Genomic DNA, 19,752 nt, shown 5'->3' with positions numbered 1-19,752 from the left:
GATTCTCCTGAAAGCCTACAGGGCACCGCTTACATGGCATTCGAGCCATTGCCGCAGCCGTTGGTTCAATTATAGGAGCCGCCCGCGGCCGGGCCAAATCTCATGACCCGCGGCCCCCAAACCCCACGCCACTTCGTTTACAATGCGCGCCGTTTACGACTTGCCAAGAGACCCTGCCCATGTCCGCCTGCCAGACGCCCCTGATCGTCGCCCTGGATTTCCCCACCCGTGACGCCGCACTGAAGCTGGCCGACCAGCTCGACCCTGCCCTGTGCCGGGTCAAGGTGGGCAAGGAACTGTTCACCAGCAGCGCCTCAGGGATAGTCGAAACCCTGTGCAGCAAGGGCTTCGAAGTATTCCTCGACCTGAAATTCCACGACATCCCCAACACCACCGCCATGGCGGTCAAGGCCGCGGCTGAGATGGGTGTATGGATGGTCAACGTGCACTGCTCCGGTGGCCTGCGCATGATGTCGGCCTGCCGCGAGGAGCTGGACAAGCGCAGCGGCCCGCAGCCGCTGCTGATCGGCGTGACCGTGCTGACCAGCATGGAGCGCGAGGACCTGGCCGGCATTGGCCTGGATGTCGATCCGCAGGAGCAGGTGCTGCGCCTGGCGGCGCTCGCGCAAAAAGCCGGCATGGACGGCCTGGTGTGCTCGGCACTGGAAGCGCCGGCACTGAAGGCGGCGCATCCGTCGCTGCAATTGGTGACCCCGGGGATTCGCCCGGCGGGCAGTGCCCAGGATGACCAGCGCCGGATTCTGACCCCGCGTCAGGCACTGGACGCCGGCTCCGATTACCTGGTGATCGGGCGTCCGATCAGCCAGGCGGCGGATCCTGCCAAGGCGTTGGCTGCCGTTGTGGCTGAAATCCGCGGTTGAATCAGGGATCGTGGGAGCGGGCTTGCCCCGCTCCCACAAGGCGCCTGGCTGCTGATATCAGACCTTCAACACCAGCTTGCCGAAATTCTCCCCGCTAAACAGCTTGAGCAGCGTCTCGGGGAAGGTCTCCAGGCCCTCCACCACATCTTCCTTGCTCTTCACCTTGCCGCTGGCCAGCCAGCCGGCCATTTCCTGCGCGGCCTTGCCGTACTCCTTGACGTAGTCCATCACCACGAAGCCTTCCATGCGCGCACGGTTGACCAGCAGCGACAAGTAGTTGGCCGGGCCCTTGACCGCTTCCTTGTTGTTGTACTGGCTGATGGCGCCGCAGATCACCACCCGGGCCTTGAAGTTCAGGCGCGACAGCACGGCATCGAGGATGTCGCCGCCGACGTTGTCGAAGTACACATCCACGCCATTGGGGCATTCGCGCTTGAGACCGGCCAGCACGTCCTCGGCCTTGTAGTCGATGACGCCGTCGAAGCCCAGTTCGTCCAGCAGGTACTGGCACTTCTGCGCGCCCCCGGCGATGCCCACCACGCGGCAGCCCTTGAGCTTGGCGATCTGCCCGGCAATGCTGCCGACCGCGCCGGCGGCACCGGAGATCACCACGGTCTCGCCGGCCTTGGGCTGGCCGACATCGAGCAGGGCGAAGTAGGCGGTCATGCCGGTCATGCCCAGGGCGGACAGGTAGCGGGGCAGGGGCGCCAGGCGCGGGTCGATCTTGTGCAGGCCCTGGGGTTCGCCGGTGAAGTAATCCTGCACGCCAAGGGCGCCGCTGACATGGTCGCCGGGCTTGTAGTCCGGATGCTTGGAGCTGACCACCTCGCCGACGCCGAGGGCGCGCATGACCTGGCCCAGGCCCACGGGCGGGATGTACGACTTGCCTTCGTTCATCCAGCCACGCATGGCCGGGTCCAGCGACAGGTAGAGGTTCTTCACCAGCACCTGGCCTTCGCCCGGCTCGCTGGCGGGCCCCTGCTCATAGGTGAAATCGTCACGGCGCACGGCGCCGACCGGGCGCTTGGTCAGCAGGAAACAGCGGTTGGTGTGGGGCATGGCGAGTTCTCCTGAACGAGTGTGAGGGGCTGATGATCGGCGGGTTGAATGGGCCGCGTCACGCAAGATCACCGCGAACGATAGTAGTCCAACCGTGCCCTTGATGATGCTGCCCAGCCCGGCGGTGCCCTGACTAGACTCAGCCACGACTTCCCATCCTTTTGCAGGAGCCAGTGATGAGCATGACTTTCTCCGGCCAGGTTGCCCTGGTCACCGGTGGCGCGGCGGGCATCGGCCGGGCGACGGCCCAGGCATTCGCCGCCGAGGGGCTCAAGGTGGTGGTGGCCGACCGTGACGCGACCGGCGGTGAAGCCACCGTGGCGCTGATTCGCCAGGCTGGCGGCGAGGCGCTGTTCGTCGCCTGCGATGTCACCCGTGACGACGATGTGCGTCAGTTGCATGAGCAGGTCATCACGGTTTATGGCCGGCTCGACTATGCCTTCAACAACGCCGGTATCGAGATCGAGAAGGGGCGCCTGGCGGAGGGCAGCGAGGCGGAGTTCGATGCGATCATGGGGGTCAACGTCAAGGGTGTGTGGCTGTGCATGAAGTATCAGCTACCGCTGTTGCTGGCACAGGGCGGTGGGGCCATCGTCAACACCGCCTCGGTGGCCGGGCTGTCGGCGGCGCCGAAGATGAGCATCTACGCGGCGTCCAAGCATGCGGTGATCGGCCTGACCAAATCGGCGGCCATCGAGTATGCGAAGAAGGGCATCCGGGTCAACGCGGTGTGCCCGGCGGTGATCGACACCGATATGTTCCGCCGCGCCTACGAGGCCGATCCGCGCAAGGCCGAGTTTGCCGCGGCGATGCACCCGGTCGGGCGCATCGGCAAGGTCGAGGAGATCGCCAGCGCGGTGCTGTACCTGTGCAGCGATGGCGCGGCGTTCACGACCGGGCACAGTCTGACTGTCGATGGCGGCGCGTTGGCGATTTGACTGAGGTTGTCCACAGGGTCAGTGCCACGGCTGCGCAGCCGAGCAGCAACACGCCGCCGAAGGCGATCAGCGCCAGTCGCGAGCCGAGCCGGTCGCTGAGCAATCCGGTAAAAATCACCGGCAGGCTGAATCCCAGGTAGGCGAGCAGGAAGAACCCGGCACTGGCCCGGGTCTTCTCGCTCCCGGCCCGCTCATTCACCGCCGCCAAGCCACCCAGGTAAATGAAGCCATAGCAGGCGCTGCTCGCGGCCACGGCGCCCAGCAGCACACCCAGCAGATTGCCGCTGTCGGCCCCCCAGGCCAGCAGCGCGTAGCTGCACGGCAGGATCAGCAGCCCCAGCAAGGTCGCCTGGGCACTGGCCAGGCGCCGGGCCAGCGGCTGGAACAACAAGCCGCAGCTGATCACGCAGAAGGTCGAGAACCCCGACCAGGCACTAAGCCCGTGCTGGCGCAGGATCCCCGGCAGCAGGGCGATCACCAACCCGACACAGGCCCAGGCCAGCAGGATCGCCAAACCATAGGCCAGGCTGCCGGCGGGGTAGCAGGGCAGGCGCAGCATGGCGCTGCACTGCGCCGGACGAGGGTCGGGAAGACGCCAGACCAGCAGCAAGGCGAGGGCGGCCAATGCCAGTTGCAGGTGGAAACTGCCGGGGGTGAGAGTCGGGCCGCGCAGCAGGAACAGGCTGGTCAGTGCCGCGCCCAGGCCGAAACCGAGCGACGTGCTGGCAGTGACCCAGGTGGCGGCGCGGCTATCGGCGTCCGGCGCCATCAGTTCGCTCATGTAGGCGGTGGCGGTGGCCGAGGCAAGGCCTGTGCCCAGCCCCAGGAACAGGCGCGCCAGGCCCAGCATCTGCAGGCTCGGTGCCAGCAGCATGAGCAGCGTGGCGACCATCGACAGGGCTAGCGCGACCAGGATCAGCGGGCGTCGGCCCACCCGGTCGGCCAGGCCGCCGAGGGCCAACAGCACCGGCAGCACGCCGAGCACATAGCCGGAGAAGGCCACGGCGGTCGCCGCCGCGCCTTGCCCGGACAGGTCGGCGTAGGTGATGTAAAGCGGGGCCTGCAGGTTCACCGCGAGGGTGATCAGGCACAGGGCGAAGGCCAGCAGGACTGGGGCATGGCGAGTGGACATCGGTACGGATCCGCAAGGCAGTGACAGTGGTTGGCAGCATCGGCCTTGGCAGTGGTGCTCGCCAAGGCACACTCGCGGAGCATTTATGCTTAACTGTTTGCCTGAAAACATCGAACACTTGCCATGCATTTTCATCTTGATCGTGATCTTCCCATCCCCTTGGTCCAGCAACTGACCGAGCACCTGCAGGCCTGGATCGAACAGCAGCGCCTGCGCCCCGGTGCGCGCTTGCCGTCGATCCGCGCGCTGGCCAAGGCCCAGGCGGTAAGCGCCTCCTGCGTAATCGAGGCCTACGACCGCCTGGCGGCCAACGGCTGGCTGCAGGCGCGGCATGGCGCGGGCTTCTTTGTCGCCGAGCGCAAACCGGGCCTGCGGCCCGACCCTGGGGAGTCCTGGGGTGAGGCGATCGACGGCAGTTGGCGGCAGTTTCGCGAAGGCCATGAGCAATTGCTCAAGCTCGGCTGCGGCTGGCTGCCGGTGGCCTGGCGCGCCGAAGCCGAGCTGGCCCAGGCCATCCGCCAGGTCAGCCGCGGCGCGCCCGAGGCGCTGTTCGACTACTGCCCGCCCCAGGGCCTGGCCAGCCTGCGTCTGCAACTGCACAAGGGGCTGGCGCGGCTGGATATCGCCGCCGAGCCGGAGCGGATCGTCACCACCCAGGGCGCCAGCCATGCCCTGGACCTGCTGGTGCGAACCTTGCTGAATCCGGGCGATACAGTGCTGGTGGAGCGCCCCGGCTATTACAACCTTTACAACTTGCTGCGCCTGCACGGTGTGCACATGCTCGAGGTGCCGCGCACCGCCACTGGCCCGGACCTGGTGGTGCTCGAGCAGTTGCTGGCCGAGCACCAGCCCCGGTGCCTGTTCATCAACAGCCTGTACCAGAACCCGACTGGCACCTGCCTGACGCCCAAGGTGGCCTACCGCTTGCTGGAACTGGCCCGTGAGCATGACCTGCGGATCGTCGAGGACGATCTGTATGCGGACTTCCAGGACGGCCCGGCCACGCGCCTGGCGACCCTCGACAGCGAGCAGCGGGTGATCTACATCGGCAGTTTCTCCAAGACCCTCAGCAGTTCGTTGCGGGTCGGCTATCTTGTGGCCGACCCGCCGTTGATCGCGCGCCTGGCCGAACTGAAGATGGTGGCTGGCATTGGCACCTCGCGCTTCGCCGAACAGGTGGTCGGGCAGATGCTGGCCAATGGCGGCTACCGCAAGAGCGTGCAGCGTCTGCGATTGCGCTTGGGTCAGCACCGGGCCAGGACCTTGGGGCAGCTGGAGGCCTGCGGCTGGAAGGTGTTTTGCGAGCCGGTAGGCGGCATGTTCGTATGGGCCCGGGTGCCTGGGCGCGACTTTGCCGAGCTGGAGCGATTGGCGCTGGAGCATGCGGTGCTGCTCACCCCGGGCAGCGCCTTCGATCCGCAGGGGCGGGCCAGTGACTGGCTGCGGATCAATGTCGCCTATGGACAGGATTCCCGGGCCCAGGCGTTCTTCCGGCATGCGGGGCGACCTCCGGCAGTCTGAAAGCGACACGCTCATAGCTAAATGACACCATTCGCGCGCCCGCCCCTTGTGACGAGGTCGGCGCCATTGTCACTCTTGCCGTTGGCAGAGGGCCAAAAGGCGAGGAGGGCGGTGATGACGGCGACCAAGCACGGTGTATTGGCCAACCTGGGCATGGCGCGCAAGTTGGGCCTGGGTTTCGCCCTGGTGTTGCTGCTCACCCTGGTGGTGGCCGCCATCGGTGTGTACGCCCTGGGCAACGTCGGCCAGCGCTTCGAGGAGCTGCGGCAGATGGCCCAGTTCAACACTGACCTGTTAAAGCTGCGCCAGCACGAACAGGCCTTCGCCCTGCGCTCGGACGTCAAGGAGGCCGATGCCCTGCGTACTGGCCTGCAGGGGCTGGTGGAGCGGGCCCGCGCGGTGCCGGCGCTGTCTTGGGCCGAGGCCGACCTTAACGCCTACGGGCAGGCCTTCGATCAGTTCGTCCAGGCCGTGCAGGCCAAGGAGCTGGCGCTGGACATGGCCAGCTGGTCGGTGTCGAGCGTGGCCAACAACCTCGATGTGCTACAGGCCGGATTGGCCGACGATGGCACCTATACCCTCAAGCAGTCCCAGGGGCAGCAGGGCGGTGAGTTCCTCGAGCAGGCCGGGCAGGTGGCGCAGGTGTCGCGGCTGATGCTGCAGGCCATGGACGAGGCCCGGGTACGCCTGGAGCAGAGCCGCAAGGGCGGCGAGGCCGTTGCCGAGGGGCGCATCGCCCAAACGGTGGAGGCGGCCGGCCTGGTGGAGCAGCTCAAGTCGGCGGTCACCGACGCCGGCTACCAGAGCGTGCTGGGCGAAGTGGCCGGGCATATCGCGAGTTTTTCCGAAAAACTCAACGAGTACACCGACCTGCTGGGCCAGGAGCGGGGGATCAAGGATCAGTTGCAGGCCCGGGCCGAGCAGGTCACCACGCGAGTCGACCAGGCCTACGTCGCCCAGGAGCAGGCCATGCAGGCGGAGCTTGCGCGCAACACCGTGGCCATCGCCGCGGCCACGGCCCTGGCTCTGCTGGTAGGCGTGCTGGCGGCCTGGTTGATCACCCGCGCCGTGGTCGCGCCGCTCAAGCGGGTGATCAGCCGTGCCCGGCGCATTGCCGCAGGCGAGTTGGGTATCGAGGCCGAGCCGCCGCGTGCCGACGAGGTCGGTCAGCTGCTGCAGGCCATGCAGCAGATGGCCGAGGGACTGTCGGGCATCGTTAGTGGCCTGCAGCAGGGTATCGACCAGCTGGCCGGCAGCGCCCAGGCCTTGTCGGCGGTGACCGAGCAGACCAACCGCGAAGTGGGCAGCCAGAAGGACGAGACCGAGCAGGTGGCCACTGCCATGCAGCAGATGACCGCGACGGTTCACGATGTGGCGCGCAACGCCGAGCAGGCAGCCCAGGCGGCCCAGGATGCTGACGACAAGGTCGAGTCGGGGCAGCAGGTGGTACGCCAGAGCATGCAGCGCATCGAGCAGCTGGCGGTGGCGGCCGAAACCGCCAGCAGTGGTATCGACAGTCTCAGCGCCGAGATCCATACCATCGGTGATGTGCTGGAGGTGATCAAGAGCGTGGCAGAACAGACCAACCTGCTGGCGCTCAACGCGGCGATCGAGGCGGCCCGCGCCGGCGAGCAGGGCCGTGGCTTCGCCGTGGTGGCCGATGAAGTGCGCGCGCTGGCCCGGCGTACCCAGCAGTCCACCGAGGAGATCGAACGGCTGGTCGCCAGCCTGCGCGGCAACGCCCAGCAGTCGGTGACGCAGATCCGTGGCAGCACCGAGCTGGTGCGCCTGGCGGTGGCCGACACGCTGCAGACCGAGAGCGCCCTGGGCAGCATCGCCGCGGCGGTGTCGTTGATCCAGCAGATGAATCAGCAGATTGCTGCGGCGGCCGAGCAGCAGAGTTCGGTGGCGGAGGAAATCAGCCGCAGCGTCACCCAGATCCGTGGCAGCGCCGACCAGGCGGCGCTGGCGATGCAGGACAATGCCCGCTCAAGCGTCGAGCTGGCGCAGCTGGGCAGTGACCTGAAGGGGATGGTGGGGCACTTTCGCCTGTGATTGGCTGTGGCGGCCCTATCGCGGGGCAAGCCCGCTCCCACGCATGCCCGCTCACGGGGTCTGGGCGTGGGAGCGGGCTTGCCCCGCGATAGGGTTGTCAGCCCCTGCGCGGACTGAGGATCAGCAAGGTCAACACCCCCGCCACGATCCCCCAGAACGCCGAGCCGATCGAGAACAGAGTGAACCCCGACGCCGTGACCATGAAGGTGATCAGCGCCGCCTCGCGCTCGCGCGCCTCGCCCATGGCCACGCTCAGGCCGTTCATGATCGAGCCGAACAGCGCCAGGGCGGCGATCGACAGCACCAGTTCCTTGGGCAGGGCGCCGAACAGCGCCGCCAGGGTCGCGCCGAAGGTGCCGGCGATGCCGTAGAAGATCCCGCACCACACCGCCGCCGTGTAGCGCTTGGCCGGGTCTTCATGGGCATGCGGCCCGGTGCAGATCGCCGCGCTGATCGCCGCCAGGTTGATGCCGTGGGAGCCGAACGGCGCCAGCAGCAGCGAGGCGAACCCGGTGGCCGAGATCAGCGGCGAGGCCGGCACCTGGTAGCCGTCGGCGCGCAGCACGGCGACGCCGGGCATGTTCTGTGAGGTCATGGCCACCACGAACAGTGGGATGCCGATACTGATGGTCGCCGCCAGCGAGAAGCTCGGCGTGGTCCACACCGGAGTGGCGATTTCCAGCTGGAAGCCGCTGAAGTCCAGCAGCCCCAGGGCACCGGACAGCGCCGTGCCGACCAGCAGCGCGGCCAGCACGCAGTAGCGCGGTGACAGGCGCTTGACCAGCAGGTAGCTGAAGAACATGCCCAGCACCAGCACCGTGCGATGCTGGGCGGCGACGAAGATTTCGCTGCCGATCTTGAACAGGATGCCGGCCAGCAGGGCCGAGGCGAGCGAGGCGGGGATGCGCCGCACCAAGCGCTCGAAACTGCCAGTCAGGCCGCATATCAGCACCAGCACGGCGCAGGTGATATAGGCGCCGATGGCCTCGCCGTAGGTGACGCCGCCGAGGCTGGTGATCAGCAGCGCCGCGCCGGGTGTCGACCAGGCCACGGTGACCGGGGTACGGTAGCGCAGCGACAGGCCGATGCTGCACACCGCCATGCCGATCGACAGGGCCCAGATCCACGACGAGATCTGCGCGCTGGTCAGGCCGGCGGCCTGGCCGGCCTGGAACATCAGCACGAGCGAGCTGGTATAGCCGGTGAGCATGGCGATGAAGCCGGCGACGACCGCCGATGGGGAGCTGTCCGCCAGCGGCCGCAGGCGCGCGGAGGTGGCATCGGTCATGGGGAATTCCTTGTACAGGTGTAAGCAGTTTTTTCAGGCTACCGTGCAATGGCGTGATCCTTGCCATACAGCAGGCATTGCATTTAGCCGTACAGTCGCCAACTATGGGGTATTACTGCGCAACTGCGTAAAAAGGGGAGGGGCGATGTACAAGGTGTATGGGGATTACCAGTCGGGCAACTGCTACAAGGTCAAGCTGATGCTGAGCCTGCTCGACCGTCCGTATGAGTGGCACCCGGTGGATATTCTCAAGGGCGAGACCGAAACCCCCGCGTTCCTGGCCATGAACCCCAACGGCAAGGTGCCGGTGCTCAAGCTCGAGGACGGCACGTGCTTGTGGGAGTCCAACGCGATTCTCAACTACCTGGCCGATGGCAGCGAGTTCCTGCCCAGCGAGCCACGCTTGCGTACCCAGGTCCTGCAGTGGCAGTTCTTCGAGCAGTACAGCCACGAGCCGTACATTGCCGTGGCGCGCTTCATCCAGTTCTACCTGGGCTTGCCCGACGAGCGCCTGGAGGAGTACAGGGGGCTGCACAAGGGCGGCTACAAGGCGCTCAAGGTGATGAACAAACAGCTGGAAATGACGCCTTACCTGGTCGGCGAACAGTACTCCATCGCCGATGTAGCGTTGTACGCCTATACTCATGTGGCGCATCAGGGGGGCTTTGACCTGGCGGGTTACCCGGCCGTGCAGGCCTGGCTGGCGCGGGTGGCCAGCCATCCACGGCATGTGCCGATGGTGGATTGACCGGCCTCATTGCACCCTGTGTAGGAGCGGTCAGGCCGCCGCGAAGCGTTTGTCCAGATAGGCAATGATGTCCTTGGACTCATACATCCAGGTCACCTTGCCGTCCTCCTCGATCCGCAGGCACGGTACCTTCACCCGGCCGCCGCCTTCGAGCAGCGCCTGGCGGTGCTGCGGGTCGTTCTTGGCATCGCGCAGTGCCACCGGTACGTTCAGGCGGTGCAGGGTGCGACGGGTCTTCACGCAGAACGGGCAGGCGTGGAACTGGTACAGCGCCAGGTCCTTGGCCTGCTGCTCGACCTGGGCCTGGGCCGCGGCATCGCGCTGTTTTTTCGCCGGGCGACTGATCCAGTCGCCGAACACGATTAGCTGGCCGAGGCCGACTCGCAGGGCTTTGACGATCATGGGCAACTCCTGAAATGAAAAAGCCGACCCCATGGGGTCGGCTCGGAACACAGGCCGATCACTTGATCAGGCTGAGGAACTCGCTACGGGTGGAGGCGTTCTCGCGGAACTCGCCGAGCATCACCGAGGTGAGCATGGTCGAGTTCTGCTTTTCGACACCGCGCATCATCATGCACATGTGCTTGGCCTCGATGACCACCGCCACGCCCGCGGCGCCGGTCACCTGCTGCACGGCCTCGGCGATCTGGCGGCTGAGGTTTTCCTGGATCTGCAGGCGACGAGCGTACATGTCGACGATCCGCGCCACCTTGGACAGGCCCAGCACCTTGCCCTTGGGCAGGTAGGCCACGTGGGCCTTGCCGATGAACGGCAGCATGTGGTGTTCGCACATCGAGTACAGCTCGATATCCCGGACCAGCACCATTTCGCTGTTGTCGGAGGTGAACAACGCGCCGTTGGTCACTTCTTCCAGGGTTTGCTCATAACCGCGGCAAAGGTATTTCATGGCCTTTGCGGCCCGCTTGGGCGTGTCGAGCAGGCCCTCGCGGGAGACGTCCTCGCCGATCTGGCTGAGGATCGCGGTGTAGTTTTGTTCCAGGGACATGGATCTACCTGTGGAAAATTTCGCAAAGGCGAAGGGTACGGCGGCGACGGCGGCGCTGCAAGCGCGATGTCACTCGTCGCGGCCTTCGAGCATGGTTCGCTTGAGCATCACGTACACCGCGCCGGTACCGCCGTGGCGGGCCTGGCATGAGGCGAAGCCGAGCACCTGCGGGTGCTGGCGCAGCCAGGTGTTGACGTGGCTCTTGATCATCGGGCGCTTGCCGTCCAGGCGCGCGGCCTTGCCGTGGGTGACGCGCACGCAGCGCACTTCGAGCTTGGTCGCCTCGGCGATGAAGTCCCAAAGTGTCTCGCGGGCCTTCTCGACGCTCATGCCATGCAAGTCGAGGCTGCCCTCGAAGGCGATCTGGCCGAGCTTGAGCTTGCGGATCTGGGTTTCCTGGACGCCGTCACGGCGCCACATCAGTTCATCCTCGGCGCCAACGTCGATGACGAACTGGTCGGACAGGCCATCAATCACCAGCGGCTGGTCGCTGCGGACGGTCGCCGCCTGGCGCAGACCGGCCAGCTGCTTGCGGTCGGCCTTGGGTTTGCCGACTTCGGCGCGGTCGTGCTTGATCGGCTTGACGCCCTGCACTTGGCTGCGGAAGAGGGAAAAGTCGTCGTCTTGCATGGTGCCTCCACGTGGGCGGCGTAGTTTACGCGACTGTGCGTCGGAGTGAAGCCTTGAGCTGTGCGCTGTTATGTGCAGGAGCACAAGGCTGCGCCTACAGGGGAGGTGTGAGTGTGTCAGTCGTGCTTCTTCATCAGGTGCGGCGACAGGTTCAACTCGCGGCCACGGCGCAGGCGGATGCGGCTGCGTCGCCAGACACGAACGCCGATCCACAGCAGCAGCAACCCGACCACGACGAGAATCGCCGACAGTGGGCGGTTGGCATTGAGCTCGGCCAGCGCGGCGTAATTGCCCAGCAGGCCGGCGAAGCCGGCCATGGCGAGCAGTATGCCCAGGGTGGCCAGCAGCACGGATAGGGCGGCGGCAACCCGCGCGCCCCAGTTGCTCGGCTCGCGCTGGCGCAGGCGCTTGGCATCGAAACTGCCTTTGAGCTTCATTCGAATTCCTCAGGATCTGGTAGAGCTGATCCGGATTTCGACCTGCGGGTCACCTTGGGGTTCCGCCCGTCCGCCGGGCGGTCGTGGTTCAGACCAGGCTGGCGGTGGGGGCGACGCAGGCGAAATTGTCGGCCATCACGGCCATTTCGCACTGGTGGATCAGCGCGGCGGGGATCACGGTGTCCTTCAGGGCCAGGTCGCGGGTCGCCGAGGCGTCTTCCACCAGGGTGCAGCGATAACCATAGTCCTTGGCGCGGCGCACGGTGGTGCTGACGCTGGAGTGGCTCATGAAACCGCAGACGATCAGGTCGAGGTGGCCGAGCTCCTGCAGCGTTTCGTGCAGCTTGGTGTTCTTGAAGGCGTTGGGCATGCGCTTTTCGATGACGATCTCACCGGCGCGCGGCTCCAGGCCCGGGATGAACTCGCCCGCCGGGCCCTGGGGGTCGAAGCGACCGCCGACGGTGCCGAGGTGGCGCACGTGGATGATCGGGCGGCCGGCCTTGCGGGCGGCATCGAGCAACCTGGCAATGTTCGCCACGGCCTCGTCCATGCCCGACAGCGCCAGCGGACCGCTCAGGTATTCCTTCTGCGCGTCGATGACGATCAGGCTGGCTTGGCCCAGCTTGGCCGGCGGGTAGTCGCGGCCAGTGAGGCGGAACATCGTGGTTGGAACGGACATCAAGGGCTCCTTGGGTAGGGCTTTTGTGCTCCTATTCTCCCTTGCCTTGACGCCAATGTGAATGGTTGACAGCGCAGGCAGCGTGGTTGCTGGCTTGTGGCTATCGGTTTGGCCATCGGAGGAAACAAATGTGTGGTGTGGGCTGTTAGACTTTTGTCCTGTCTGAAAAGGAGTACCTCGTGATCACATCCCGCCTGCGCACCCTGCGCGACCATATCCGCTGGGCGGTCAGCCGCTTCCATGAACATGAGCTGTTCTTCGGCCACGGTGCCGACAACGCCTGGGACGAAGCCCGCCTGCTGGTGCTCGGCGCGGTGCACCTGCCCTGGGAGGTGGCCGACAGCTACCTGGACTGCGCGCTGGAGGATGACGAAACGGTACGCCTGCAGCACCTGCTCAAGCGCCGTATCGAAGAGCGCGTGCCCACCGCCTACTTGCTGGGCGAGGCCTGGTTCTGCGGCATGTCGTTCATCGTCGACGAGCGGGTGCTGGTACCGCGCTCGCCCATCGGTGAATTGATCGAGAAGCGCTTTGAGCCGTGGCTGGCTGCGGAGCCGGCGCGCATCCTCGACCTGTGCACCGGCTCGGGCTGTATCGGCATCGTCGCCGCCGAGGTGTTCCAGGACGCCGAGGTGGTGCTGGCCGACCTGTCCTTCGATGCGCTGGAAGTGGCTAACCAGAACATCGAGCGCCATGGCCTCGATGAGCGGGTGTACACCGTGCAGGGCGATGGTTTCGCCGGCCTGCCGGGGCAACGCTTCGATCTGATCCTGTCCAATCCGCCGTATGTCGATGCCGAGGATTTCGGCGACATGCCGGCCGAGTATCACCACGAGCCCGAGCTGGGACTGGCCTGCGGCAACGATGGCCTGGACCTGGTGCGGCGCATGCTGGCCGAGGCGGCCGACCACTTGACCGACAAGGGCCTGATGATCGTCGAGGTGGGCAACAGCCAGGTGCACGTCGAGTCGCTCTATCCCGAGGTGGACTTCGCCTGGCTGGAGTTCGAGCGCGGTGGGCACGGGGTGTTCATGCTGACGGCCGAGCAGTGCCGGCAACATCAGGAGCTGTTCAAGGCGCGGGTCTGACGGATTCACACCGCCCCTGGAGCGGCCTTGTGTCGCGAAAGGGGCAGCGTAGCAGCCCCAGGATTCAGTGTTGATGCAAAGATTGCTGGGGCCGCTTTGCGGCCCTTTCGCGACGCAAGGCCGCTCAGGGATCGCGTGGGGCGGGTCAGCGGGTGGCGATCCAGATCAGCAACCCGGCCTGGAATACCGCGAACGCCACCAGGCAGGTGATGGTGAAGCGCAGGCCGCTGTCCTCGCGGCGGTACTTGGCCACGCGCTCGTCACGTTCGCGTAACTGGGCTTCCTTCTCCATCAGGTTCTGCTCGGCTTGCTGCAGCATGCCGGCGGCCTCGAGATTGTCCACGCGCTGGACCTTCTCGGTGTTCCAGCCGCCCTTGAGCTGGCCCACTGGCGTTTCCACCAAGCGCCCCTTGAGCAGTTGGCCGTCGGTGTACTCCACCGCCAGGCCGACACTGCTCAGCACGCGGTCGCGGCGCAGGCGGGTGTCTTCGTTCAGAGCGTCCTTGTTCGGCAAGCTCATACCCTCGACCTGATAGTGCGAGCAACGCTGCTGCAGCCACTGCACCGCCTGCGCCAGCAGGTAGCGGCCAAGGCCACGGTTCAGCGGCTCCAGCTGCAGGCCGGCCGGGTCGCCGATGCGCACTGTGCGCGTTTCATGGTCGACGCGGATGTCCAGCTGGTTCTGCTCCTTGCGCACCTTCTGCCCCGGCAGGCGGATTTCCATGCGCAGCAGGCTGTGGGCCTTGTCGTGGCGCTCGGCGTAGCCGAACTGGACAAATCGCAGGGGGCGGGCGCCGCTGTTGCGGTCGGTCGGCAGCGGCGCCAGGCGCAGCAACTGGAAGTGCTCGGCGGCAAGCTCCGCCCAGGGCAGCGGGGCGCTTTCCGGGGCTTGTTCTTCGGTCGCCTCGGCGGCGGGGGCATCGGTCATCAGGGAATCCTCAGGTGCACGGCGGCCGGGTGCCAGTACCTGCAAGGACATCGCAGATGTGGGCTTGCCCGCGATTCGGGCGCGCATGCCCCCGGATCACTGCCTTCTTAGCCGCGTTATCGGCAGGCCAAGCCAATACCTGAGGGTGCTTTCAGGCCTGCGGCAGCCCGTGGATGAACAGGACGATGCGCTCTCCCAGCTCTCGGGCCAGCGGTAATTCAGGATTGCGGTAGCTGTCCCGCTGCTGGTCCATCTCCCGAGGGCTGATGCGCAGCATGTGGTTCATGCCGTCGATCAGCGCCAGTTGGGCGTCGGGCTTGGCGGCCTTGAGGCGCTCGGCGTCGGCCACCTCCACCTGGATGTCGTTGCGGCCCTGGACGATCAGCGCGGGCACCTTGAGCCGGGCGAACGCCGCCGCCGGGTCCTGATGCAGCAGGGTGATCAGGTACGGCTGCACGCTGGGGCGGAACACCTGACGCAGCGGAGCGGGCACGTCGAGGCTGGTCTGCCCGGCCTGCAACCGGTCGATCAGCGCCACGCCCCCGGCCAGTTGCGCCGGGGGCAGGCGCAGGGCCAGTTGTTCGCGCAGCACATCAGCCACCGGCCGGCCGCTGCCGGCCAAGGTGATCACCGCGCTGGCGCCGGCCTGCTCGGCGGCCAGGCTGGCGATCAGCGCGCCTTCGCTGTGGCCGACCAGGATCAGTGGGCCGAAGCGCGGGTCCTGGCGCAACGCGCGCCCCCAGGCCACCACATCGGCGACATAGCGTTCGACGCTGAGGTCGCGCTCGTCGGGCGTGGCCGGCTGGCTAGCGGCCACGCCACGCTTGTCGAAGCGCACGCTGGCGATGTGCTCGCCGGCCAGAAACAGGGCCAGGCGCTTGAGGTTGTCGATGCGTCCGGAGGCGGGGTTGTTGCCATCGCGGTCGGTAGGGCCGGAGCCGGCGATGATCAGCACCACCGGCGGTGGGGTGGCTTGTTGCGGCAGCAGCAGGCTGCCATGCAGCACGCCCTGGCCGGTGTCCAAGTCGATGGGGCGTTGCAGCACGGTGGGGGCTGCCTGGGCGAGGCTGGCGCAGAACAGCAGGAGCAGGGCGGCGAGGCGCGACTTCATGGATGGGGGACTACATGGGAAGTTGATGTTTCGACCTTGGGCCAAGCTGAAGGTTCGCGGGGCTCGTCGCCGGGCAAGCACGACCCCCAAATCCCCGCTGTTTTCCGTATACTGCCGGTTTCGACCACTTCAGGCAGATTCGCGGAGCGTCCATGTCCGGCAATACCTACGGCAAGCTGTTCACTGTCACCACCGCTGGCGAGAGCCATGGTCCGGCGTTGGTCGCCATTGTCGACGGCTGCCCGCCAGGCCTGGAAATCTCGCTCGCCGACCTGCAGCACGACCTCGACCGGCGCAAGCCCGGCACCAGCCGGCACACCACCCAGCGTCAGGAGCCGGACGAAGTGGAGATCCTCTCCGGCGTATTCGAAGGCCGCACCACCGGTTGCTCGATCGGGCTTCTGATTCGCAACACCGACCAGAAGTCCAAGGACTATTCGGCGATCAAGGACCTCTTCCGCCCGGCCCACGCCGACTACACCTACCACCACAAGTACGGTATCCGCGACTACCGCGGCGGTGGCCGCAGCTCGGCGCGCGAAACCGCGATGCGTGTGGCGGCTGGCGCCATCGCCAAGAAGTACCTGGCCACCCAGGGCATCCGCGTGCGCGGCTACATGAGCCAGCTCGGCCCGATCGAGATCCCGTTCAAGACCTGGGACTCGGTCGAGCAGAACGCTTTCTTCAGCCCCGACCCGGACAAGGTGCCGGAGCTCGAGGCCTACATGGACCAGCTGCGCCGTGACCAGGACTCGGTGGGAGCGAAGATCACCGTGGTCGCCGAAGGCGTGATGCCGGGCCTGGGCGAGCCGATCTTCGACCGCCTCGACGCGGAGCTTGCCCATGCGCTGATGAGCATCAACGCGGTCAAGGGCGTGGAAATCGGCGCCGGCTTTGCCAGCGTCGCCCAGCGTGGCACCGAGCACCGTGACGAACTGACCCCGGAGGGCTTCCTCAGCAACAATGCCGGCGGCATCCTCGGCGGTATCTCTTCGGGCCAGCCGATCGTCGCCCACCTGGCGCTCAAGCCGACCTCGAGCATCACCACCCCGGGCCGCTCGATCGACGTCGACGGCAACCCGGTCGAGGTGATTACCAAGGGCCGTCACGACCCGTGCGTGGGCATCCGCGCCACGCCGATCGCCGAGGCGATGATGGCCATCGCCTTGATGGACCACCTGCTGCGCCACCGGGCGCAGAATGCCGATGTTCGGGTAGATACGCCGGTCTTGCGTTGATCGACTCATCCTGGGGCCGCGTGGCGGCCCATCGCGATACAAGGCCGCACCCACAGGATTCATGCGGATCCTGTGGGTGCGGCCTTGTGTCGCGAAAGGGGTGCGCAGCGCCCCCACAGGGTTGAAGCATGCCCCCGATCCCCTACTGGCGCCTCTCCAGCTTCTACCTCTTCTACTTCGCCCTGCTCGGTTCCACTGCGCCGTTCCTGGCCCTTTATTTCGACCACCTGGGTTTCTCCCCTCCACGCATCGGCGAGCTGGTGGCCATCCCCATGTTGATGCGCTGCATCGCTCCCAACCTGTGGGGCTGGCTGGGCGACCGCAGCGGCCAGCGCCTGCTGATCGTGCGCCTGGGCGCGCTGGCGACACTGGCGACCTTTTCGCTGATCTTCTTCGCCAAGAGCTATGCCTGGCTGGCGATGGTCATGGCCCTGCACGCGTTCTTCTGGCATGCGGTGCTGCCGCAGTTCGAGGTGATCACCCTGGCCCACTTGCATGGCCAGACCGCGCGTTACAGCCAGGTGCGGTTATGGGGCTCGATCGGCTTCATCCTTGCGGTTGTCGGGCTTGGGCGCCTGTTCGAATGGCTGAGTCTGGACATCTACCCGGTGGCGATGGTGGCGATCATGGCCGGGATTGTCGCCGCCAGCCTCTGGGTGCCCAACGCGCAACCCGTGGAGCAGACCGAGCGGCGCGGGGCAGGGGGCTTCCTCGCGCAGGTGCGGGCACCCGGCGTGCTGGCCTTCTATGTGTGCGTGGCCCTCATGCAGCTCAGCCACGGGCCGTACTACACCTTCCTCACCCTGCACCTGGAGCACCTGGGCTACAGCCGTGGTGCCATCGGTCTGCTGTGGGCGCTCGGAGTGGTGGCCGAGGTACTGGTGTTCATGGCCATGAGCCGGATCTTTGCCCGTTTTTCCGTGCGCAAGGTGCTTCTGGCCAGCTTTGTGCTGGCCGCCTTGCGCTGGTTGCTGCTGGGCAACCTGGCGGATATCCCGGCAGTGCTGGTGTTCGCCCAGGTGTTGCACGCGGCCACGTTCGGCTGCTTCCACGCCGCGGCCATCGCCTTCGTCCAGGCCAGTTTCGGCGCCCGCCAGCAGGGCCAGGGCCAGGCGTTGTACGCGGCGCTCTCGGGCACCGGCGGCGCGTTGGGCGCCCTGTACTCGGGCTACAGCTGGAAATTGCTGGGCCCGCACTTCACCTTTGGTATGGCCAGCGTCGCGGCGCTCGCGGCAGCCGTTATCATTGCCTTCCGACTCAAAGACAGCAGGAACCACCCCTGATGAGCATCCTCAGCGTATTCGACCCGTCCAGCCCGGAACTGCCGCACAAGGTGCTGACCCACCACGACGACATCGCCGCGACCCTGGCCGAGCAGGGCGTGCGCTTCGGCCGCTGGCAGTCTGGCGCGCGACTGCGCCCGGGCAGCAGCCAGGATGAGGTGGTCGCCGCGTGCCGTGGGCCGCTCGACCAGTTGATGACTGCCCATGGCAGCCGGGTGTTCGGCGTGCTCAGCCGCGATGGCGTCGACCCGAGCCAGGCTGACCTGCGCGACGAGCATGTGCATGACGGCGAGGAAGTGTTCGCGCTGATCAGCGGGCGCGTCCAGGTCAGCCTGCGCCTGGGGGATGCGGTGTACGCCGTGCTGTGCGAGAAGGATGATGTGCTGGTGGTGCCGGCCGGCATGCGCCGCTGGCTGGACCTGGGCGACACGCCGTTCTGCCTGGCCCTGCGTCTGTTCGCCAGTGACTCGGCGGTGCCGCCGCGGTTCACCGGCGATGCCACTGCCAGGCAATTTGCCGGACTCGACGAATTCTAAAGGAATTGGCTCGCGGGGCCGCCTGTGCTCACGCTGTCCTTGGGTGAGCGCAGGCGTGCCCCGCGAAGAGGGTTGCGCGATCAGCGGTAGGTCGGCAGGGCGAAGCGCTGCTGGCTCTGCAGCATCGAGATTACCGGCAGCTCGCTTGGCTGCCCGGCCAGGTCGCGGCGGATGGCGCTGATCGCCCAGGACAATTGCTCGGCACTGTGCAGTTGCGCGTAGGTCAGCACGCGGCGGGTCACCACGCCGTCGCTGGCGCGCAGGGTCAGCAGGACACCACCGTCCGGACGCGGCTGAGTGGTGACCTGGTAGGCGGCGAAAACCGAGGCGAATTTTTCCTGGATGAGGTCCATATCAACTCCTGACTGTTGTACTGGCAGACTTGAGTTGATGATTGCAGTGACCGTGCCAGCCTTTTATTTGGATAAAGTGCTTTTAAATCAATGACTTAAATTTGTTTGCTCAAGATTGTGCATTGCAATCTGCACGCCCGTGCATTTTGCACAGTGCATTTTGCACGGTCATGGTCTGGCCATGGTCATAGCCTGGCTCTGTGCCGCCGATAGAATCTGAACCTTGGACCGCTCGCCGTTGCCTGATGGACACTTGGCCCATTGCCAGATGCCAGGAGGTTCCCGATGTCCGATCACCAGCCCGCCACCATGACCGCCGAAGAAACCGCGGCCTTCGCCGAGGAGGTCTTCGAGCGCGCCCGCCGCGGCGACGCGACGATGCTCGGCCGCTTGCTTGACGGTGGCCTGCCCGCCGACCTGCGCAACCACAAGGGCGACACCTTGTTGATGCTGGCCAGCTACCATGGCCACCACGACGCCGTGCGGGTGCTGCTGGCCCATGGCGCCGATCCGTTGATTGCCAATGACAACGGCCAGTTGCCGATTGCCGGCGCTGCCTTCAAGGGCGATCTGGCCATGATCCGCCTGCTGCTCGAGCACGGCGTGCCGGTGGATGCCGCCGCCGCGGACGGCCGCACCGCGCTGATGCTGGCGGCGATGTTCAACCGCCTGGAGATCATCGACTACCTGCTGGCCCAGGGGGCTGATCCGGCACGGCGTGACGCGGCCGGCGCCACCGCGCTGACGGCTGCGCGCACCATGGGCGCGGTGGATGCCGCCGCACGCCTGGAGGCGAAGGCCGGCTAACCCTTCGGGGGCGTTTGCGGCTATCCTTGGCGCC

General features: G+C 66.4%; 21 protein-coding genes and 1 pseudogene. 11 read left to right on the top strand and 11 right to left on the bottom strand.

The window, feature by feature from the left end:
- Positions 1–179 precede the first annotated feature (179 nt).
- Positions 180–881, top strand: coding sequence for an orotidine-5'-phosphate decarboxylase (gene pyrF / locus AC25ND_RS13865; protein WP_028691781.1), 702 nt, complete (start codon positions 180–182; stop codon positions 879–881).
- 57 nt (positions 882–938) lie between these two features.
- On the opposite strand, the gene AC25ND_RS13860 is transcribed toward pyrF, so the two are convergent.
- The gene (locus AC25ND_RS13860; RefSeq protein WP_182322967.1) at positions 939–1,940 is read right to left on the bottom strand and encodes an NADP-dependent oxidoreductase; all 1,002 of its coding nucleotides are present in this window, start codon (positions 1,938–1,940) and stop codon (positions 939–941) included.
- Positions 1,941–2,116: 176 nt separating this feature from the next.
- Here AC25ND_RS13860 and AC25ND_RS13855 point away from each other — a divergent pair, with 176 nt between their 5' ends.
- A complete protein-coding gene (locus AC25ND_RS13855) occupies positions 2,117–2,878 on the top strand; it encodes an SDR family oxidoreductase (protein WP_028691779.1) in 762 nt (253 codons plus the stop codon).
- On the opposite strand, the gene AC25ND_RS13850 is transcribed toward AC25ND_RS13855, so the two are convergent.
- Entirely contained in the window at positions 2,829–4,010 is a 1,182-nt protein-coding gene (locus AC25ND_RS13850; protein WP_186597580.1) for an MFS transporter, read from the bottom strand. The two genes, AC25ND_RS13855 and AC25ND_RS13850, sit on opposite strands and share 50 nt — an antisense overlap.
- A 123-nt stretch (positions 4,011–4,133) precedes the next feature.
- Here AC25ND_RS13850 and AC25ND_RS13845 point away from each other — a divergent pair, with 123 nt between their 5' ends.
- The 3 genes and pseudogenes from AC25ND_RS13845 (at position 4,134) to AC25ND_RS13835 (ending at position 7,586) form a co-directional block, all read left to right on the top strand.
- Positions 4,134–5,531 carry an aminotransferase-like domain-containing protein gene (locus AC25ND_RS13845; protein ID WP_062361558.1) on the top strand — a complete coding sequence of 466 codons (1,398 nt, stop codon included), beginning with the start codon at positions 4,134–4,136 and terminating at the stop codon, positions 5,529–5,531.
- A 21-nt stretch (positions 5,532–5,552) separates the two neighbouring features.
- Positions 5,553–6,728 (top strand): annotated as a pseudogene (locus tag AC25ND_RS13840) (HAMP domain-containing protein); the annotation flags it as partial.
- Complete coding sequence (locus tag AC25ND_RS13835; RefSeq protein ID WP_375547232.1) at positions 6,714–7,586, top strand: methyl-accepting chemotaxis protein; 873 nt, start codon at positions 6,714–6,716, stop codon at positions 7,584–7,586. The pseudogene AC25ND_RS13840 and the gene AC25ND_RS13835, both read left to right, overlap by 15 nt.
- 97 nt (positions 7,587–7,683) lie before the next feature.
- On the opposite strand, the gene AC25ND_RS13830 is transcribed toward AC25ND_RS13835, so the two are convergent.
- Positions 7,684–8,874 carry a benzoate/H(+) symporter BenE family transporter gene (locus AC25ND_RS13830; protein ID WP_050704631.1) on the bottom strand — a complete coding sequence of 397 codons (1,191 nt, stop codon included), beginning with the start codon at positions 8,872–8,874 and terminating at the stop codon, positions 7,684–7,686.
- 145 nt (positions 8,875–9,019) lie between these two features.
- On the opposite strand from AC25ND_RS13830, the gene AC25ND_RS13825 reads away from it, so the two are divergent.
- On the top strand, positions 9,020–9,622 hold the full coding sequence (locus tag AC25ND_RS13825; protein ID WP_069017490.1) for a glutathione S-transferase family protein: 603 nt from the start codon (positions 9,020–9,022) through the stop codon (positions 9,620–9,622).
- Between the two features lie 30 nt (positions 9,623–9,652).
- Here AC25ND_RS13825 and AC25ND_RS13820 read toward each other — a convergent pair whose 3' ends face one another.
- From AC25ND_RS13820 to AC25ND_RS13800, 5 genes are all read right to left on the bottom strand, one after another.
- Positions 9,653–10,024: a glutaredoxin family protein gene (locus tag AC25ND_RS13820; RefSeq protein ID WP_028691774.1), complete on the bottom strand. Its 372-nt coding sequence runs from the start codon at positions 10,022–10,024 to the stop codon at positions 9,653–9,655.
- Between the two features lie 58 nt (positions 10,025–10,082).
- A complete protein-coding gene (folE, locus tag AC25ND_RS13815; protein ID WP_028691773.1) occupies positions 10,083–10,628 on the bottom strand; it encodes a GTP cyclohydrolase I FolE in 546 nt (181 codons plus the stop codon).
- A gap of 69 nt (positions 10,629–10,697) precedes the next feature.
- A complete protein-coding gene (locus tag AC25ND_RS13810; RefSeq protein ID WP_062361568.1) occupies positions 10,698–11,258 on the bottom strand; it encodes a Smr/MutS family protein in 561 nt (186 codons plus the stop codon).
- 116 nt (positions 11,259–11,374) lie between these two features.
- A complete protein-coding gene (locus AC25ND_RS13805; RefSeq protein WP_028691771.1) occupies positions 11,375–11,695 on the bottom strand; it encodes a hypothetical protein in 321 nt (106 codons plus the stop codon).
- Positions 11,696–11,783: 88 nt separating this feature from the next.
- Positions 11,784–12,374, bottom strand: a complete 591-nt coding sequence (locus AC25ND_RS13800) for a cysteine hydrolase family protein (protein ID WP_062361569.1) — start codon at positions 12,372–12,374, stop codon at positions 11,784–11,786.
- Positions 12,375–12,553: 179 nt separating this feature from the next.
- Here AC25ND_RS13800 and prmB point away from each other — a divergent pair, with 179 nt between their 5' ends.
- Positions 12,554–13,462 carry a 50S ribosomal protein L3 N(5)-glutamine methyltransferase gene (gene prmB, locus AC25ND_RS13795; protein WP_028691769.1) on the top strand — a complete coding sequence of 303 codons (909 nt, stop codon included), beginning with the start codon at positions 12,554–12,556 and terminating at the stop codon, positions 13,460–13,462.
- Positions 13,463–13,607: 145 nt separating this feature from the next.
- On the opposite strand, the gene AC25ND_RS13790 is transcribed toward prmB, so the two are convergent.
- Both AC25ND_RS13790 and AC25ND_RS13785 read right to left on the bottom strand, forming a co-directional pair.
- Positions 13,608–14,390: a hypothetical protein gene (locus tag AC25ND_RS13790; RefSeq protein WP_062361571.1), complete on the bottom strand. Its 783-nt coding sequence runs from the start codon at positions 14,388–14,390 to the stop codon at positions 13,608–13,610.
- Positions 14,391–14,541: 151 nt separating this feature from the next.
- A complete protein-coding gene (locus AC25ND_RS13785; protein WP_062361573.1) occupies positions 14,542–15,501 on the bottom strand; it encodes an alpha/beta hydrolase in 960 nt (319 codons plus the stop codon).
- 152 nt (positions 15,502–15,653) lie between these two features.
- Here AC25ND_RS13785 and aroC point away from each other — a divergent pair, with 152 nt between their 5' ends.
- The 3 genes from aroC to AC25ND_RS13770 all read left to right on the top strand — a co-directional run bounded on the left by aroC (position 15,654) and on the right by AC25ND_RS13770 (position 18,558).
- On the top strand, positions 15,654–16,739 hold the full coding sequence (gene aroC, locus AC25ND_RS13780) for a chorismate synthase (protein ID WP_028691766.1): 1,086 nt from the start codon (positions 15,654–15,656) through the stop codon (positions 16,737–16,739).
- Positions 16,740–16,867: 128 nt separating this feature from the next.
- A complete protein-coding gene (locus AC25ND_RS13775) occupies positions 16,868–18,022 on the top strand; it encodes an MFS transporter (RefSeq protein ID WP_186597575.1) in 1,155 nt (384 codons plus the stop codon).
- Positions 18,022–18,558: an oxidase gene (locus tag AC25ND_RS13770; protein WP_069017493.1), complete on the top strand. Its 537-nt coding sequence runs from the start codon at positions 18,022–18,024 to the stop codon at positions 18,556–18,558. The genes AC25ND_RS13775 and AC25ND_RS13770 overlap by 1 nt, the downstream gene beginning before the upstream one ends.
- A gap of 80 nt (positions 18,559–18,638) precedes the next feature.
- On the opposite strand, the gene AC25ND_RS13765 is transcribed toward AC25ND_RS13770, so the two are convergent.
- Positions 18,639–18,911 carry a DUF3509 domain-containing protein gene (locus AC25ND_RS13765; RefSeq protein WP_028691763.1) on the bottom strand — a complete coding sequence of 91 codons (273 nt, stop codon included), beginning with the start codon at positions 18,909–18,911 and terminating at the stop codon, positions 18,639–18,641.
- Between the two features lie 285 nt (positions 18,912–19,196).
- Between AC25ND_RS13765 and AC25ND_RS13760 the strand changes: the two genes are divergently transcribed.
- A complete protein-coding gene (locus AC25ND_RS13760; RefSeq protein WP_088851854.1) occupies positions 19,197–19,718 on the top strand; it encodes an ankyrin repeat domain-containing protein in 522 nt (173 codons plus the stop codon).
- Positions 19,719–19,752: the final 34 nt, after the last annotated feature.

This window comes from Pseudomonas sp. P110(2024) (assembly GCF_057480795.1).
Note: the sequence above shows the minus strand (reverse complement) of the source record. Positions and strands in the feature narration are given on the sequence as shown.